This window comes from Novosphingobium rhizosphaerae (genome assembly GCF_050920675.1).
Lineage (GTDB): Bacteria > Pseudomonadota > Alphaproteobacteria > Sphingomonadales > Sphingomonadaceae > Novosphingobium > Novosphingobium rhizosphaerae.
In genome coordinates this window covers 336,445-352,091 of record NZ_CP137862.1, presented here as the reverse complement: position 1 = coordinate 352,091, position 15,647 = coordinate 336,445, and the positions used below count along the sequence as shown (strand labels likewise).

Here is a 15,647-nt window from a genome sequence, read left to right as displayed (position 1 = left end):
TAGAACAGGGATGACCGATCCCAACCCCCAGCCCGGCGCGGACCACGCGCGCCACGCCGAACCCACGATCGAGGATGTCGCGGCGGCAGCCGGGGTGTCGATCCGCACGGTCTCGCGCGTGCTCAACAAGTCTCCCAAGGTCAACGCGCAGACACGCGAACGGATCGAGGCGGCAATTGCCGCACTGCACTTCCGCCCCAGCCTGCGCGCCCGCGCCCTGGCCATGCGGCGCTCGTTCCTGATCGGGCTGATCCACAACGATCGCAACGCACTGGTGCTCGATTCCATCCAGCGCGGCATCGTTTCGGTCACCGCCGAGCAAGGCTATGAACTGATCGTACACTCAACCCCACTGGCCGGCGATGCGGCAATGGCCGATGTCATCGACTTTGCCAGCCGATCGCGGGTGGATGGGCTGATCGTGCTGCCGCCGATTTCGGGCGTGGCAGGGCTGGCGGGCGCACTCGATGGGGCGCAAGTGCCGGCGGTGGCGGTCTCATCGGTGCCACTCGATGGGTTTGCCGGCGTGATCCTGAGCGACGAGCGCGGGGCCGGCGCGCAAGTGGCGCGCCACTTGCTGGACCTGGGCCATCGCCGCCTGGGCCTGGTCAACGGCCCCACCACCATGGCTTCCGCCCGCGAGCGGCGCGCCGGCTTCATTGGCGAAGTCGCCGGCACGGCCGATGCCAGCGTGGCCGAAACGGCGGGCGACTATGGCTTTGCCTCTGGCATGGCGGCCGCGCAAGCCTTGCTGGCGGGGCCGGATCGCCCCACCGCGATTTTTGCCGCCAACGACATCATGGCCGCCGGCGTGCTCAAAGTGGCGGCGCGGATGGGCCTGGGCGTGCCGGGCCAACTCTCCGTCGTCGGCTTTGACGGCAGCATGCTGGCACAGATGCTCACTCCGGCGCTCACCTCGGTGCTGCGCCCGTTCGATGCGATCGCGGCCGCCGCGACCCGCCACCTTATCGCGCGGATCGAAGGCACGGCCCTGCCAGCGCCGTTCCACCCCACGCTGGCGATCGTGCCGGCCGAAACGACTGGTCCGGCGCCGAAAAGCTGATCAGGGCAGCCGCCCCTCCTCCAGCGCCGCATGCGCGTGCGCCACGGCATCGACGAAGTCTTCGTCGTGGCCCAGCGCGCCGAACACGGCCGGCATAGCCAGCACCGCGCGCCAATCGGGCGCACGGGCCAGGAGTTCGCCCGCTAGGGGATCGGTGATCGGGCGGCCATCGCGCGCCGCGGCCGCCAGAAAGCGCAGCCAGGCCGCGATCGGCACGGCCAGCCGGTCGATCGGCCGGCCCGCGTCGAGCGCGTCCTGCACTGTGCCGAGCAAGCGATAGGGCAGCTTCTGCGAGCCATCCCAGGCAATCTGCGCCAACAGGTGCCGGATCGCCGAATTGGCAAAGCGCGCCAGCACATCGCCGATGTACCCCGCCAGGTTCAGGCCCGGCGGCGCCTTGACCGACGGGGCGATATCCTCGCGCATCAGCCGTTCCACGAACGTGGCGAGCGCCGCATCCTGCATCGCCTGGGCCACCGTTTCATGGCCCAGGCCCAGCCCGAGATAGGCCAGCGTGGAATGCGCGCCGTTGAGCAGGCGCAGCTTGGCCGCCTCGAACGGGCGCACGTCTGCCGCAAAGGTCGCGCCCGCCAGGTCGAGCGCGGGGCGCTCCCCGGCAAAGCGATCCTCGATTACCCATTGCGTGAAGCGTTCACGCTGGATCGGCCAGGCGTCTTCCAGACCGGTTGCCGCGGCCACCTGCGCGCGCAGCGCATCATCGGTGGCCGGCGTGATCGAATCCACCATGGCATTGGGAAAGCGCACGTGATCGCCGATCCAGCGCGCCGTTTCGCCATCCACCGCCTGCGCCAGCGCCAAGGTGGCGGCTTCCAGCTTGCGCCCATTGTCGGTCACGTTGTCACACGACAGCACGGTCACGCCGGGCAGGCCGGCGGCGCGCCGCGCGGCCAGGCCCTGCACCAGCCAGCCGATGAAGCTGGCCGGTACCCAGCCCGGCCCGCCAGCCGCTGCCAGGTCAGCGGCAATGGCAGGATGGGCAAAGTCCAGCGCGCCATCGCCGCCCAGGCAATAGCCCTTTTCCGTCACCGTCGCGCTGATCACGCGGGTATCGGCATGGGCCAGCGCGGCCAGGATCGCGGCGGGCGCCGCGCCAGTAAGCACCTGGCCCACGCTGCCGATCACGCGGTAATCGGTCTGTGCATCGAGCAAGGCCAGCGTGTAGAGCCCGCCCTGTGGGTTCAGCGCCTGGGCCACACCTTGCGAATGCAGGCTGACCCCGGTGATGCCCCAGCGCGGATCGCGGGCCAGCAAGGTGTCGAACGCGGCGGCCTGGTGCGCGCGGTGAAAAGCGCCGGGGCCGAAATGAACCACGCCCTGGCGCACCATGGTGCGGTCATAGGCCGGGCGCGCCACCTCGGCAGGCACAAGCTGCAGCGTTTCGGGGGAGAGCCGCATCAGCCCTGCCCTTCCGGCGTAGGCAGGCCATAAGCGCGCCGCACCAGCCCCGTGGTCAATTCCACGATGAGTTCGGCCGCTTCCCAATCGGCCAGGCGGTGTTCGGCCACCAGCCGCGCGAGGAAGCCGCAATCGATCCGCCGCGCCACGTCATGCCGCGCCGGGATGGAAAGGAACGCGCGAGTATCGTCATTGAAGCCCACGGTGTTGTAGAGCCAGCGGTTTCCGTGGTCATTTCGCGGAATCGGCGCATGCCTTCGGGGCTATCGTGGAACCACCAGGCCGGCCCCAGCTTGAGGCACGGATAGTGCCCGGCCAACGGCGCCAGTTCGCGGGCATAGGTCGTTTCATCCAGCGTAAAAAGGATGACCTTGAGCGCCGGTTCATTGCCGAACAGATCGAGCATCGGGCGCAGCGCCTCGACATATTCGGTGGCGCGGGGAATGTCGGCGCCCTTGTCGCGCCCGTGGCTGGCAAAAAGCTGCGCATTGTGGTTGCGCGTGGCGCCGGGGTGGATCTGCATGGTCATGCCATCCTCCAGGCTCATCCGCGCCATTTCGGTCAGCATCTGGGCGCGAAACAGTTCCGCCTCTGCCGCATCGGCCCGGCCAGCCATGACTTTGGCAAACAGCGCCTCGCATTGCGCGCGCGAAAGATTGGCCGTGCGCGGGGTGAGAAAGCCGTGGTCGGTGGCGGTTGCACCCATCGCGCGGAAATCGGCGCGGCGCCGGCGGTGCGCGGCAAGGTAGCCGGTCCAACTCGTCACGTCCTCTCCGCTCAATTCGGCAAAACGCGCCATATCGCGGGCAAAGGCATCGTGTTCGGGATCGATCACCGAATCCGGGCGATAGGTGGGTGACCACATTGCCCTGCCAGCCAGATGCCCGGATGGCCTTGTGGTGCGCCAGATCGTCGGCCGCGCCTTCGGTGGTGGCGAGCAGTTCGATATTGAACCGCTCGAACAGCGCGCGCGGCGAAACGCCGGGCTGGCCAGCGCCGCACCGATCGCGTCGTAATAATGGTCCGCACTCGTTTCATTGAGCGTTCGGTAATCCCGAAGACCTCGGCAAAGACATGGCCCAGCCACATCGCCGAAGGCGTGCCGCGAAACAGGTGCCAGTGGCTGGCAAAGGTGCGCCAGGCCACGCGCGGATCGGTTTCGGGCAGCACGCCACCCTGGCGCGGCACGCCCAGCGCATCGAGCGACACGCCTTGCGAATAAAGCATGCGGAACAGGTAATGGTCGGGCGCAAGCAGCAGTTCGGTCGCATTGGCCCAGGGCGCATCGCTGGCAAACCATTCCGGGTCGGTATGGCCGTGCGGGCTGATGATCGGCGCCTTGGCCACCAGGCCATAGAGTTCGCGCGCAATCGCCCGCGTGGCGGGATCGGCGGGAAACAGGCGATCGGGATGAAGGTCGAGTCTGGGCATCGAAAAAGCCTCTTGCATGCGGCGAAAAGGGCTCTAGCCGGTTGTGCCAGCGCTGGCAACAGTGTATCCCAGCCGCATGACCGAGGCCCTCACCACCCTTCCCGATGCCCTGCAGATCGCCCCGCGCGATGATGTTGCCGTGGCGCTGCGTCCGCTCGACGCGGGCGAGACAATTGCCGTGGGGACCAGCCGCGTGGTGTTGCGCGATGCCGTGCCGGCGGGACACAAGTTCGCGCTGCACTCCCTCTCGGCAGGCGCCCCGGTGCACCGTTATGGCGCGCGCATAGGCCTGGCGACCCAGGCGATCGCGGCGGGCGAGCATGTGCACAGCCACAACCTGAAGACGGCACTGGGCGGGGAACTGGCCTATGCCTTTGCCCCGCATGCGGATACCGCGCCCGTTGCGCCGGGGGATGCGCCCACGTTCCTGGGCTTTGCCCGCGCCGATGGCAGCGTGGGCACGCGCAACGAGCTGTGGATCCTGCCCACCGTGGGCTGCGTAGGCCGGCTGGGCGAGCGCCTGGCGCAGCGCGGCCAGGGCATGGCGGCGGCCCTGCCCGGCGCCGCTATCGATGGCGTCCATGCGTTCAACCACCCATTTGGCTGTTCGCAACTGGGCGCTGACCTGGATGGCACGGCCGCGATCCTGGCCGCCCTGGCGATGAATCCCAATGCCGGCGGCGTGCTGCTGCTCGGTCTCGGCTGCGAATCCAACCAGCTCGATGCGCTGCTCACGCGCATTCCGCCCGAACGGCGGACGCGCCTGCGCGTGCTGCGCGCGCAGAGCGAGGCCGACGAATTTGCCGCCGGGCTTGGCCATATCGAGGATCTGCTGGCGGTGATGGCGCAGGATCGGCGCTCGCCGGTGCCGCTTTCCGCGCTGCGCCTGGGCGTGAAATGCGGCGGATCTGACGCGATGAGCGGGTTGACCGCCAATCCCTTGATCGGACGGATGACCGATGCCGTCACCCAGGCCGGGGGCGCGGCGATCCTGACCGAAATTCCCGAGGTGTTCGGCGCGGAAACCCTGCTGCTGGAACGCGCGACCAGCGCCGAGGTGTTCGATCGGCTCTCCACCCTGGTCAACCGCTTCAAGCGCTATTTCCTCGATCATGGAGAGCCTGTTTCGGAAAACCCCAGCCCCGGCAATATTGCCGGGGGCATCACCACGCTGGAGGAAAAGTCACTTGGCGCGGTGCAAAAGGGCGGCCAGGCCCCGGTGACCGACGTGATCGACTATGGCCAGACGCTCAGCCACCGCGGCCTCACCGTGCTGGAAGCGCCGGGCAACGATGCGGTTTCCACCACCGCGCTCGCCGCGGCCGGCGCCACGCTCACGCTGTTTTCCACCGGACGTGGCACCCCGCTGGGCAGCCCGGTGCCGACGATGAAGATCGCCTCGAACACCGCGTTGGCCCGGCACAAACCCGGCTGGATCGATTTCGACGCGGGCCAGGCGCTCGACATCGGCATGGACGCCGCGGCGCAGGCCCTGCTCGCTCGCATTATCGCCGTGGCCAGCGGCGAACCGGCGCGCAACGAAGCCAACGACGAACGCGCCATCGGCATCTGGAAACGCGGCGTGACGCTTTAGGTTTTTGTGGTCGCGCTTTAGAAAATGGGCCGGCTCAACGACAGCAGCGCCGCCGCTTCGCGCACGTGGCGTTCCCAGGTGCTGCCGGCATAAGGCGCGCAGGCAAAGCTCACGTTCAGCCGGTCATCGCGCAGACCATCGACCCAGCGTAGCGCCACGCTGCCGCCCGCATCGCTTTCTGGGGCGGTGCAGCCCGCGTTGCCAGAAACCGCCTTGACCCCCAGCGGCCGATCGCCATCCAACGCGGCGATGAAGGCATTGGCGTTCCGTGGCCGGGTCTTGGTCGGCGTGCGGCGATAGACCCACTTCTGGTGAATCATGTCCCAGTTGCCGCGCTCGATCAGTACTTCGCCCGTGGGCGAGACCGAAAGCCTGACCGTCTCGCAATCCTTGCAGCCCGACGGCGGCGACACCGTCACCACGACCGTGGAGACAGCAACCGGCGGCGGCGGCGGCGGTGGGGGTGGCGGCGGTGGCGGGGGATCGGGCGAGCGGTTCACGACGATGGGCGCGGCTTCCGGGACGGGCTCGGGCGCAGGAGGCGGCGGCGCAACCGGTGCGGGTGCCGCAGGCGGTGTATAGGCGGGAGCGGGAGCGGGAGCGGGCGCAGGCGCCGGTACTGGAGCGGGTGCGGGAGAAGGCGCCGGTTCGGGTGCCGGAGCGGCCAGCGGCGGGCTGACCGGGGCCGACGCGGGAGGCGTGGGTTCGGTATCGGCGGCCGGCGGTGGCAGTGGTGCGGTTTGGGTTTGGGTTTCTGTCTGGGTTTGGTCCTGTTCCGGTTCAGCCTGCGGGGCCGGCGCGGCAGGTTCTGCCCGGGCCCTGGCCGGCATCGCGCGGCGCGCGGCGGCTTCGTGGTGGAACAGCGCCGGCCCGCAGCCTTGCAGCGCGAGGGCCGCAACGCAGGCCGTGCCCGCCAGGAAAACACGCACCGAGGACTTCAACATGATGGGATCCCGACCAAGAACAACCGCGCGATGGGGGAATCCCCTGTTCCCGCGCGCATGCTCTTATCGCGCCTCGATCGCGCCGGGTATCCCCCCTTGCCGATTTTTCGATATGTCGCCAAGCCTTGCGGGGATGCCGCGGTGCCTCAGGCCGCCAGGCCTGCATAACGATCGAGCTTGGCCAGCGGTTCTTCGGGCCAGCGCGACAGCAGCACCAGGCGCTTGTGGCCATGGCCGATCGCGAGTTCATCGGTCACGCCCATGCCGCCGTGGAACTGGATCATGTCGTGGCCCAGCGCCAGCGAGACTTCGCTGATGAAGGCGCGAGCCCCGGCCACGGCATGGGCAAAATCGTGCGCGTGCGACGCTGGGTCACCGCCATCGCCGCTTCCCACCAGGGCCAGGTTGAGCAAAGCCTTGGATTGTTCCAGCGCGCAATAGTGCGCCACCATGCGATGCTGGATCGCCTGGAAACGGCCCAGGGGCGTGTTGAACTGGCTGCGCGTGCGCAGATATTCCAGCGTCTCGTCAAAAATGCGCTGCATGACGCCCACCGCCTCTGCGGCGCGGGCCAGATCAGCCAGCGGCATGACCTGGTCGAGCAGGGCAAGCCCGCCACTGAGCGCGTGATCGGCGGGGACGGTGACGCCATCAAGCGCAAGATGCGCGGCCACGCTGCCATCGATCATCCGCCACGGCGTGAGCGTCAGGCCGGGGACATCGGCGGGTACCAGGTAGAAACCCACGCCATCGTTGCCACCGCTTGTGGCAGTTCGTGCGCTGACGACAAAGGCGTCGGCGCCCACGCCCGCTGGCACGCAATGCTTGATGCCGGAAAGGCGCACGGTTCCCGGCCCGGCTTCGCTGCGCGTTTCCACCCATGCTGCATTGCCGCGACTCGATGGCTCGGCATGGGCCAGCGCCACGCGACGGGTGCCGGTCGAAAGCCCCTCGCGCCAGGCCGCAGCCAGGTCTTCGCCCGCACCGGCCAGCAAAAGCCGTGCGCCCACGAGCACGCTTTCGGTCAGCGGCTCGGTCACCAACCCTCGCCCCAGCGCGCCAAACAGCGCCACGATCGCTCCCGCGTCCAGGTTCATGCCCCCGTCGCGCTCGTCCAGCGGCGCCGCCATCAGCCCGAATTCAGCGAGCAAGTCCCAGTTTTCCTGGGAAAAACCCTGCGGATGCGTCTGATAGGCACAGCGCCGCTCGATATGATAGCGGTCGGCCACAAAGCGATCGGCCAGGTCGGCCAGCATGGTTTCTTCTTCGCTGCGCTCGAAATTCATGGGTTTTGCTCCCTCGCCAAGCGATCTAGCACTACCGACAGGCCAACCACGCTGCGAAAAAGGCTAGGAAGGCTCACAACGCCCGATCAAAAGAAGGCAAAAGAGATGGTCCTGGAGATGGATGCCCCAAGCCTGGAATGGTTGATGCCGTGCGTATCACGGCGCCAGATCAGATCCGCCGCGCGGCGCAAGCGCTCGATGCGCTCGCCCGCAGTTGCGGATTGCAAGCCGCGCCCGCGCACAACATTGCCGACAAGCGCACGCCGATGGACGCCGATGGCAGCGTGCTGGCGCGCGACGTGTTCGGCTGGACCAACGAGAAGGCCTGGTGGCAGAACCCACGCATCGCGCTGGATTCGCCGATCACCACGGCCTGCCGCTTTGAAAGCGAGCCGTTCTGGATGAACGAGAAGGGCTGCCACACCCGTGCACCCAACCGCTATCTCGCCGCGATCGACCTCACCAACTTCGAAACCCGGGCGATGACCCGCGCGGCAATCGTCGTGCCGGTCCACCTGCCCTTTGGCCAGATCGGCGCCGTCTCGTTCAATCCGCTGGACCAGTCGCTTACCGATCTTGGCCCGCTGTTCCGCCGCTATGGCGATATCTTCGGCCTGGTCGGGCGCACGTTCATCACCAGCTATGTCAACACGATGGGTTCGCTTCAGGCCTTGCCGCCAGGCTCGCGCCTGTCGAAGCGCGAGGTGGAGTGCCTGCGCTGGGCGGCAATCGGCAAGACCGACCTGGAAATCAGCATGATCATCGGCCGCAGCCGCGCCACGGTGCGCTTCCACATCCACAACGCCTCGATCAAGCTGGACGCGGTCAACCGCAGCCAGACCGTCTTCAAGGCGGCCCAGCTCGGCTACATTTCGCTCAACAAGTAGGCGTGCAGCATTTCCGCAGCATAGCGCGCGTCGTTTCGGCGCGGCGTGGCGCCGTGCCCGGCGCAATTGCGCCGTTTCCCCTGCCCTTTTGATTGGCCCTAGCGTTTTGAAGAGTCGCCAGCAGGGGCACCGGCGGGCTTTATCGGGAAAGCGGAATCACAACAGCGCCCGCATTGTCAGGAGAGGAAAACTTTGCCCCAGCCCGCCGCCCTGTTCATGCCCGAAGCGCCCTTGCGGCTGATGGGTGGGCGCGAGCGGGATAGCGGGCGCATCGTGTTTCCCCATCCCGCAGCACCGGCGTTCGAACCGATCGCGCTTTCGCCGCGCGGCACGCTGTGGTCCTATACCATCCAGCACTTTCGTCCGAAAAGCCCGCCTTATGCCGGGCCGGAGGACTTCACCCCCTGGGCGCTCGGCTATGTCGAGCTACCCGGCGAAGTAATCGTGCAGGCGCGCCTGGTGGATGTGGCGTTCGACGCCATCCGCATCGGCATGGATCTGGTGCTGACCCGCGTGGCGCTTGATGCGCAGGCCGCAACGCCGTTGTGGCTGCCCGCGTTCCGCCCGGCGGAGGCAGCGGCATGAGCGCGGCCGTCGAGATCGTGGGGATCGGGATCCATCCGTTTGGCCGCACCGAAGGGCGATCCGGCCTCGAACAGGGCGTGCTCGCCGTGCGCGCGGCGTTGGCCGATGCCGGGGTAGAGTGGCGCGATATCCAGTTTGCCTATGGCGGATCGGATGCGGCCGGCAATCCCGACTCCATGGTCTCGCACCTGGGGCTGACCGGCGTGCAGTTCATCAATGTACGCAACGGCTGTGCCACCGGCGGCTCCGCGCTGTTTTCGGCGCAGATGGCGATCCGTTCGGGCGAGTTCGAGCTGGGCCTGGCGCTCGGCTTCGACAAGCATCCGCGCGGCGCGTTCAATGCCCTGCCGGCGGAATACAACCTGCCCGAATGGTACGGCGAAGCCGGCTACATGGTCACCACGCAGTTCTTTGCCGCCAAGATCATGCGCTACATGCACCTGCACGGCATTTCGCGCCGCACGCTGGGGCTGGTGGCGGAAAAGGCCTTTGCCAACGGCGTCCACGCGCCCCACGCCTGGCGGCGAGAGCCGGTGGCGCTCGACACCATTCTCGATGCGCCGATGGTGTCAGACCCCTTCACCAAGTTCATGTTCTGCTCGCCGGGCGAAGGCGCCGTGGCGCTGGTGCTGGCGAGCGAGCGCAAGGCACGCCAATTGGGCGCCGCACCCATCCGCCTGGCCGCCGCCACCATGCGCACCCGCCCGCCCGGCAGTTTCGAAGTCTTTGCTCCCTGCATCGATATCGGCGGCGGCACCGCAACGGCCACGCGCCTGGCATCGGCTGCTGCGTTCGAGGCGGCCGGCATCGGCCCCGCCGAGATCGCCGTGGCGCAGTTGCAAGACACTGAAGCGGGGGCAGAGATCATGCACATGGCCGAGAACGGCTTTTGCCCCGATGGCGCGCAGGAGGAATGGCTGGCGCAAGGACGGACGCGCATCGATGGCACCCTGCCGGTCAACACCGATGGCGGATGCCTTGCCTGCGGGGAGCCGATCGGCGCTTCTGGCCTGCGCCAGGTTTATGAAAACGTTGTGCAATTGCGTGGCGCGGGCGGTGGGCGGCAAGTGCCGGGCAGCCCACGCACGGCCTACAGCCACGTCTATGGCGCCCCCGGCGTCTCTGCCGTCACCATTCTTCAGAAATAGCCCCGATGGACCTTGATCTCTCTCCCCAAGACCTGGCGTTCCGAGACGAAGTGCGCGCGTTCCTGGCCGAAAACCTGACAGCGCAGATCCGCGATGGCGCCGCCGCCACGCCATCGGTCTTCGTGGAGCCCGACATCGGCCAGGCGTGGAACGCCGTGCTGCACAAGCAGGGCTGGCTCGCCTATCAATGGCCCAAGGAATACGGCGGCACGGGGTGGAGCCCGGTGCAGCGCTACATCTTCGAAAAGGAATGCGCCGAAGCCGGCGCGCCCAACCTGACGGTGCTGGGCCTCAAGCTCGTGGCCCCGGTGATCTACACGTTTGGCACGCCCGAACAGAAGGCGCATTATCTGCCGCGCATCCTCTCGGGCGAAGATTACTGGTGCCAGGGCTTTTCCGAGCCGGCGAGCGGATCGGACCTGGCCAGCCTGCAATGCCGCGCCGTGCGGATCAGCGACGAACGCGGCGAGCGCTATGTCGTCAACGGATCGAAGATCTGGACCACCCATGCCCATTGGGCCAACCGCATGTTCTGCCTGGCGCGCACCGATGCCAGCGCGCACAAGAACGCGGGCATTTCGTTCCTGCTGATCGACATGAACCAGCCGGGCATCTCGGTGCGCCCGATCCTGACGCTGGCGGGCGATCACGAAGTCAACCAGGTGTTCCTGGAAGACGTGGAAGTGCCGGTAAGCGACCGCGTGGGCGCCGAGGGCGATGGCTGGAAACTGGCCAAGTTCCTGCTGGAAAACGAACGCGGCGGTTCGTGCCACGCGCCCAAGCTGGCCTATGACTTGCGCCGGATCGAGGCCGACGCTGTCAGCCAGAGCGATGGCCACGGCGGCAAGATGGCCGGCAACGCCGAATGGCGCCGGCGCGTGGCGCGCATCCGCCTGGGGGTGGAATCGCTCGAAATGATCGAACTGAAGATCCTTTCGGAAATCGCCCATGGGCAAAAGCCGGGGCCGCAAACCTCGCTGGTCAAGCTCCTGGCCTCGAACCTGCGGCAGGATATCGACCTCTTGGCGATGGACTTGCTCGGCCTTGCCGGGCTGGAACTGGAACGCCAGCGCCCGCTCTATGGGCCCGGCGCCCCTGTGCCGGTGCATGGCGGGCAAAGCCAGGTTGCTGCCGCGCGCTATCTCAACAGTCGTGCCTGGACGATCTTTGGCGGCACCAACGAGGTGCAGGCCGGGATCATCGCCAAGACCGTGCTGCATCTTTAAGCCATGAACAGGCAAAACAGAACCGTCGGGAGTCGGGAATGCAACTGAGCCGGGAAGCCCTGCTGAACGCCTATCGCGCGATGAAGACCATCCGCGAGTTCGAGGAAAGGCTGCACGTGGAAATCCAGACCGGCGAGATCGCCGGCTTCACCCACCTCTATTGCGGGCAGGAAGCCGTGGCGGTGGGCGTCTGCGCGCATCTGGGCACGCAGGATCGCATCGTTTCCACCCACCGCGGCCATGGCCATTGCCTGGCCAAGGGCTGCGACGTGGAAGGAATGATGAAGGAAATCTGGGGGAGCCGCGAGGGCCTGTGCAAGGGCAAGGGCGGCTCGATGCACATTGCCGACGCCGACAAGGGCATGCTGGGCGCCAATGGCATCGTCGGCGCCGGCGCGCCCATCGCGGTGGGCGCGGCGCTTGCCAGCCGCGCCGATGGCCCTGGCCCCGATGGCCTCAACGTGGCCATCGCCTTTTCCGGCGATGGCGCCTGCAACCAGGGCACCACGTTCGAGGCGATGAACCTCGCCGTCGTGACCCAGGCGCCGTGCATCTTTGTGTTCGAGAACAACCACTATTCCGAACACACCGGCTTTTCCTATGCCGTGGGCACGGCACAGGACATCGCCAGCCGGGCGCAAGCCTTTGGCATGAAAGCCTGGCGCGCCGACGGCACCGATTTCTTTGCCGTGCACGACACCATGCGCGAGGTGCTGGCCCACGTGCGCGCCGGCGGCGGGCCGGTGGCGGTGGAATTCGATACCGAGCGCTTCTTCGGCCATTTCGAAGGCGATCCGCAGCGCTATCGCGGGCCGGGCGAACTCGATCGCATTCGTGCCGAGCGCGATTGCCTCAAGCGGTTTCGCGCGGCGGTTACCGCAGCAGGCCTGCTTGACCACGCCGAGATCGACACGCTCGACACCGAGGTGCTGGACGCGATCGAGGCAGCGGTGGCCGCCGCGCGCGCCGCCGCGCGCCCCACGGCCGAAGACGTGCTGGCCGACGTCTACATCAGCTATTGATCGCGGGGAGCGGATACGATGACCAAGATGATGTACCGCGATGCCGTGCTTTCCACCATTATGGAGGAAATGGCGCGCGACCCCGATGTGGTGGTGCTGGGCGAAGACGTGGTGGGCGGCATGGGGACGGCCGGCGGACCCGAAGCGATCGGCGGAATCTGGTCAACCTCTACCGGCCTTTATGACCGGTTTGGCCCCACCCGCGTGATCGACACGCCGATTTCGGAAAGCGCGATCATCGGCGCGGCGGCAGGCCTGGCACTATCGGGCAAGCGGCCGGTGGCCGAACTGATGTTTGCCGACTTCATCGGCGTGTGCCTCGACCAGCTGTGGAACCAGATTGCCAAGTTCCGCTATATGTTCGGCGGCAAGACGCGCTGCCCGGCGGTGATCCGCATGGCCTATGGCGCGGGCTTCAACGCCGCTGCCCAGCACAGCCAGTCGGTCCACCAGATCCTGACCGGCATGCCCGGCCTCAAAGTGGTGATGCCAGCCACCCCGGCCGATGTGAAAGGCCTGCTGCGCACCGCCATCCGCGACGATGATCCGGTGATCTTTCTGGAACACAAGGCGCTTTACGCGACCAGCGGCGAAGTGCCCGACGACCCGGACTTCATGATCCCGTTCGGCCACGCGCGCCTCACCCGCGCGGGTGGCGACGTGACGATCGTCTCGACCGGCCTGCTGCTCGGCATGTGCGAGGCGGCGGCCGATCGCCTGGCTGCCGAGGGCATCGGCTGCGACGTGATCGACTTGCGCACCACCAGCCCGCTGGACGAGGAAGCCATTCTCGACAGCGTGGAAGTGACCGGCCGCCTGATCGTGGTGGACGAAGCGCCGCCGCGCTGCGGCCTGGCCGCCGACTTGCGCGCGTTGGTGGCGGAAAAGGCGTTTTCCAGCCTCAAGGCGCCGCCGCTGCAGGTTACCCCGCCGCACACCCCCATCCCGTTCGCGCGCGAGCTGGAGAGCGCGTACTTGCCCTCGATCGACAAGATCGAGGATGCCGTGCGCCGCGTTCTGGCCTGGCGCTGAGGAGGGCCGCATGCCTGACATCCGCCCCTTCTGCATGCCCAAGTGGGGCATCGAGATGACCGAGGGAACCCTCGCCGAATGGAAGCTGGAGGAAGGCTCGGCCTTTTCCCGTGGCCAGCTTCTGTGCCTGATCGAAACCGCCAAGATCACCAACGAAGTCGAAGCCGAATGGGATGGCGTGCTGGCCCGCGTGCTGGTGCCCGCCGGGGGGGACGCGCAGCCGGTTGGCGCGCTGCTCGCCGTATTGGCCGAACCGGGCACGAGCGCGGCCGAGATCGATGCGTTCATCGCAGCTTTCCGCCCGGCCGAAGCCAGCGCCGCCGCGCGTGGTGGCGCCGCGCCGGCCCCGGCAGCACAAGCTCCGGCGCCCCAGCCCCCGGTCACCAAGCCCTTGCTCACCAACCGCGCCATCAGCCCGGAAGCGCGCAAGCTGGCCGAGGCAACCGGGCTCGACATCGAGCCGATCACCGGATCGGGCCGCGATGGGCGCATCACCTTGCAGGACGTGCAGCAGGCATTGCGTGCGCCGGCCATCCCCGCGCTGCACGGCACGCTCACCGTGGTGGAGGAAGACACCAAGGTCTTCGCCTCCCCCCTCGCCCGGCGGCTGGCCGCCCATCACGGCATCAGTCTTGTGGGCGTAAAAGGCTCTGGCCCGCGCGGCCGCATTGCCAAGGCCGATGTCCTCGCGCTGATCCCGGCGCCCGCTGCGCCCGCAGGGCCCGCGCCCTTTGCCCTGGTGCCCAATCCGCCAGTGGTGGTGCCGTTCGATCGTGTGCGCAAGGTGGTGGCCCAGCGCCTGACGCAAGCCAAGCAGCAGATTCCCCACTTCTACTTGCGCTCCAGCGCGCGGCTGGATGAACTGCTGGCCCTGCGCAAGACAGCCAATCTCGTTCTTGGCAGCAAGGCCACGATCAACGACTATCTGGTGCGCGCCACCGCGCTGGCCCTGGCGCAGCATCCCGATGTCAACGTGCAGGTGCACGGTGAAAGCGTGCACCGCTTTGCCCATGCCGATATCGCCATCGCCGTCGCGAGCCCCAAGGGCCTGGTCACGCCGATCGTGCGCCAGGCCGATCGCCAGCCCATCGCCGCCATCGCCACGGCCACCCGCGCATTGATCGACAAGGCGCAGGCCGGCAAGCTGGCGTTCGAGGACATGGATGGCGGCACGTTTTCCATCTCCAACCTCGGCATGTTCGGGGTGGAGGAATTTGCCGCGATCATCAATCCGCCCCAGGCCGCGATCCTGGCGGTGGGCACGGCGGCGCGCACCCCTTGCGAATTGCCCGGCGGCGGCATTGGCTTTGAAACGCGGCTGGCGCTCACGCTCTCGGTTGATCACCGCGCCATCGACGGCGCAGCGGGCGCGGCGTTCCTCGCCACGCTCAAAGACCTGCTCGAAACCCCCGAGCGCCTGTTTGCCTGACTTTCACACGGAGATCCCCATGTCCCAGCGCGGCCCCCTCACGCAGTTCGGCCCGATCTTCCAGATGGCCTACCTGCCCGCCGATTTCGATGCGGCGATCGATTACTGGACGCGGGTGGTCGGCGCCGGGCCGTTCTTCGTGATGGAAGGCATCACGCTGACCGACATGACCTATCTGGGACAGCCAAGCGACGCGCGCTTTGCCGCGGCCTGGGGCTATTGGGGCGATATGCAGATCGAACTGATCCGCCCGGAAAACGATGCGCCGTCGATCTATACCGGGCCCTATGCCGTCACCGACCGGCTGCACCACGTGTGCGTCGAGGTTGACGACCTGGAGCCGGTGCGCGCCGCACTGGCCGAAGCCGGCGCCACGATCCTGATCGAAGGCAAAGTGGGCGAAACCGGGGGGGTGATCTATGCCGATGCCGGCGCCGGGCCGGGCGGCGTGATCGAATATGTCAAGCTGATGGAAGGTGGCGCGGGCCTGTTTGCCATGATGCGCGAGGCCGCGCGCGACTGGGACGGCAGCGATCCCCTGCGCAAGCTGGGGTAGGAAGGAAATCCGGACCGTCTTTCGTCAC

Annotated in this window: 13 protein-coding genes and 1 pseudogene; 10 read left to right on the top strand and 4 right to left on the bottom strand. The window is 67.5% G+C overall.

Annotation, left to right across the window (positions count from 1 at the left end):
- Window positions 1–10: 10 nt before the first annotated feature.
- Window positions 11–1,063 carry a LacI family DNA-binding transcriptional regulator gene (locus R9J51_RS21510; RefSeq protein ID WP_179562455.1) on the top strand — a complete coding sequence of 351 codons (1,053 nt, stop codon included), beginning with the start codon at window positions 11–13 and terminating at the stop codon, window positions 1,061–1,063.
- On the opposite strand, the gene R9J51_RS21505 is transcribed toward R9J51_RS21510, so the two are convergent.
- Together R9J51_RS21505 and uxaC are read right to left on the bottom strand one after the other, a co-directional pair.
- A complete protein-coding gene (locus tag R9J51_RS21505; protein WP_179562457.1) occupies window positions 1,064–2,479 on the bottom strand; it encodes a mannitol dehydrogenase family protein in 1,416 nt (471 codons plus the stop codon).
- A pseudogene (gene uxaC, locus R9J51_RS21500) lies at window positions 2,479–3,910 on the bottom strand (glucuronate isomerase). The gene R9J51_RS21505 and the pseudogene uxaC overlap by 1 nt, the downstream one beginning before the upstream one ends.
- A gap of 76 nt (window positions 3,911–3,986) precedes the next feature.
- On the opposite strand from uxaC, the gene R9J51_RS21495 reads away from it, so the two are divergent.
- Window positions 3,987–5,504 (top strand): altronate dehydratase family protein, encoded by a 1,518-nt coding sequence (locus tag R9J51_RS21495; RefSeq protein WP_179562461.1) that lies wholly within the window; start codon window positions 3,987–3,989, stop codon window positions 5,502–5,504.
- Window positions 5,505–5,521: 17 nt separating this feature from the next.
- On the opposite strand, the gene R9J51_RS21490 is transcribed toward R9J51_RS21495, so the two are convergent.
- Together R9J51_RS21490 and R9J51_RS21485 are read right to left on the bottom strand one after the other, a co-directional pair.
- Window positions 5,522–6,448 (bottom strand): hypothetical protein, encoded by a 927-nt coding sequence (locus tag R9J51_RS21490; RefSeq protein ID WP_179562463.1) that lies wholly within the window; start codon window positions 6,446–6,448, stop codon window positions 5,522–5,524.
- A gap of 146 nt (window positions 6,449–6,594) precedes the next feature.
- Complete coding sequence (locus tag R9J51_RS21485; RefSeq protein ID WP_179562465.1) at window positions 6,595–7,734, bottom strand: acyl-CoA dehydrogenase; 1,140 nt, start codon at window positions 7,732–7,734, stop codon at window positions 6,595–6,597.
- Window positions 7,735–7,871: 137 nt separating this feature from the next.
- Here R9J51_RS21485 and R9J51_RS21480 point away from each other — a divergent pair, with 137 nt between their 5' ends.
- The 8 genes from R9J51_RS21480 (at window position 7,872) to R9J51_RS21445 (ending at window position 15,619) form a co-directional block, all read left to right on the top strand.
- A complete protein-coding gene (locus R9J51_RS21480; RefSeq protein ID WP_432788013.1) occupies window positions 7,872–8,621 on the top strand; it encodes a helix-turn-helix transcriptional regulator in 750 nt (249 codons plus the stop codon).
- 192 nt (window positions 8,622–8,813) lie between these two features.
- Window positions 8,814–9,206: a Zn-ribbon domain-containing OB-fold protein gene (locus R9J51_RS21475; RefSeq protein WP_432788012.1), complete on the top strand. Its 393-nt coding sequence runs from the start codon at window positions 8,814–8,816 to the stop codon at window positions 9,204–9,206.
- The gene (locus R9J51_RS21470) at window positions 9,203–10,354 is read left to right on the top strand and encodes a thiolase family protein (RefSeq protein ID WP_179562467.1); all 1,152 of its coding nucleotides are present in this window, start codon (window positions 9,203–9,205) and stop codon (window positions 10,352–10,354) included. Before R9J51_RS21475 ends, R9J51_RS21470 begins: the two co-directional genes overlap by 4 nt.
- A 5-nt stretch (window positions 10,355–10,359) precedes the next feature.
- Window positions 10,360–11,580, top strand: coding sequence for an acyl-CoA dehydrogenase family protein (locus R9J51_RS21465; RefSeq protein ID WP_179562469.1), 1,221 nt, complete (start codon window positions 10,360–10,362; stop codon window positions 11,578–11,580).
- 38 nt (window positions 11,581–11,618) lie between these two features.
- The gene (locus tag R9J51_RS21460; protein WP_169475331.1) at window positions 11,619–12,602 is read left to right on the top strand and encodes a thiamine pyrophosphate-dependent dehydrogenase E1 component subunit alpha; all 984 of its coding nucleotides are present in this window, start codon (window positions 11,619–11,621) and stop codon (window positions 12,600–12,602) included.
- A gap of 18 nt (window positions 12,603–12,620) precedes the next feature.
- Window positions 12,621–13,634, top strand: a complete 1,014-nt coding sequence (locus R9J51_RS21455) for an alpha-ketoacid dehydrogenase subunit beta (RefSeq protein ID WP_168557337.1) — start codon at window positions 12,621–12,623, stop codon at window positions 13,632–13,634.
- A 10-nt stretch (window positions 13,635–13,644) separates the two neighbouring features.
- Window positions 13,645–15,063 carry a 2-oxo acid dehydrogenase subunit E2 gene (locus tag R9J51_RS21450; protein WP_179562471.1) on the top strand — a complete coding sequence of 473 codons (1,419 nt, stop codon included), beginning with the start codon at window positions 13,645–13,647 and terminating at the stop codon, window positions 15,061–15,063.
- Between the two features lie 19 nt (window positions 15,064–15,082).
- The gene (locus tag R9J51_RS21445; protein ID WP_168557339.1) at window positions 15,083–15,619 is read left to right on the top strand and encodes a VOC family protein; all 537 of its coding nucleotides are present in this window, start codon (window positions 15,083–15,085) and stop codon (window positions 15,617–15,619) included.
- The last annotated feature ends 28 nt before the right edge of the window (window positions 15,620–15,647 follow it).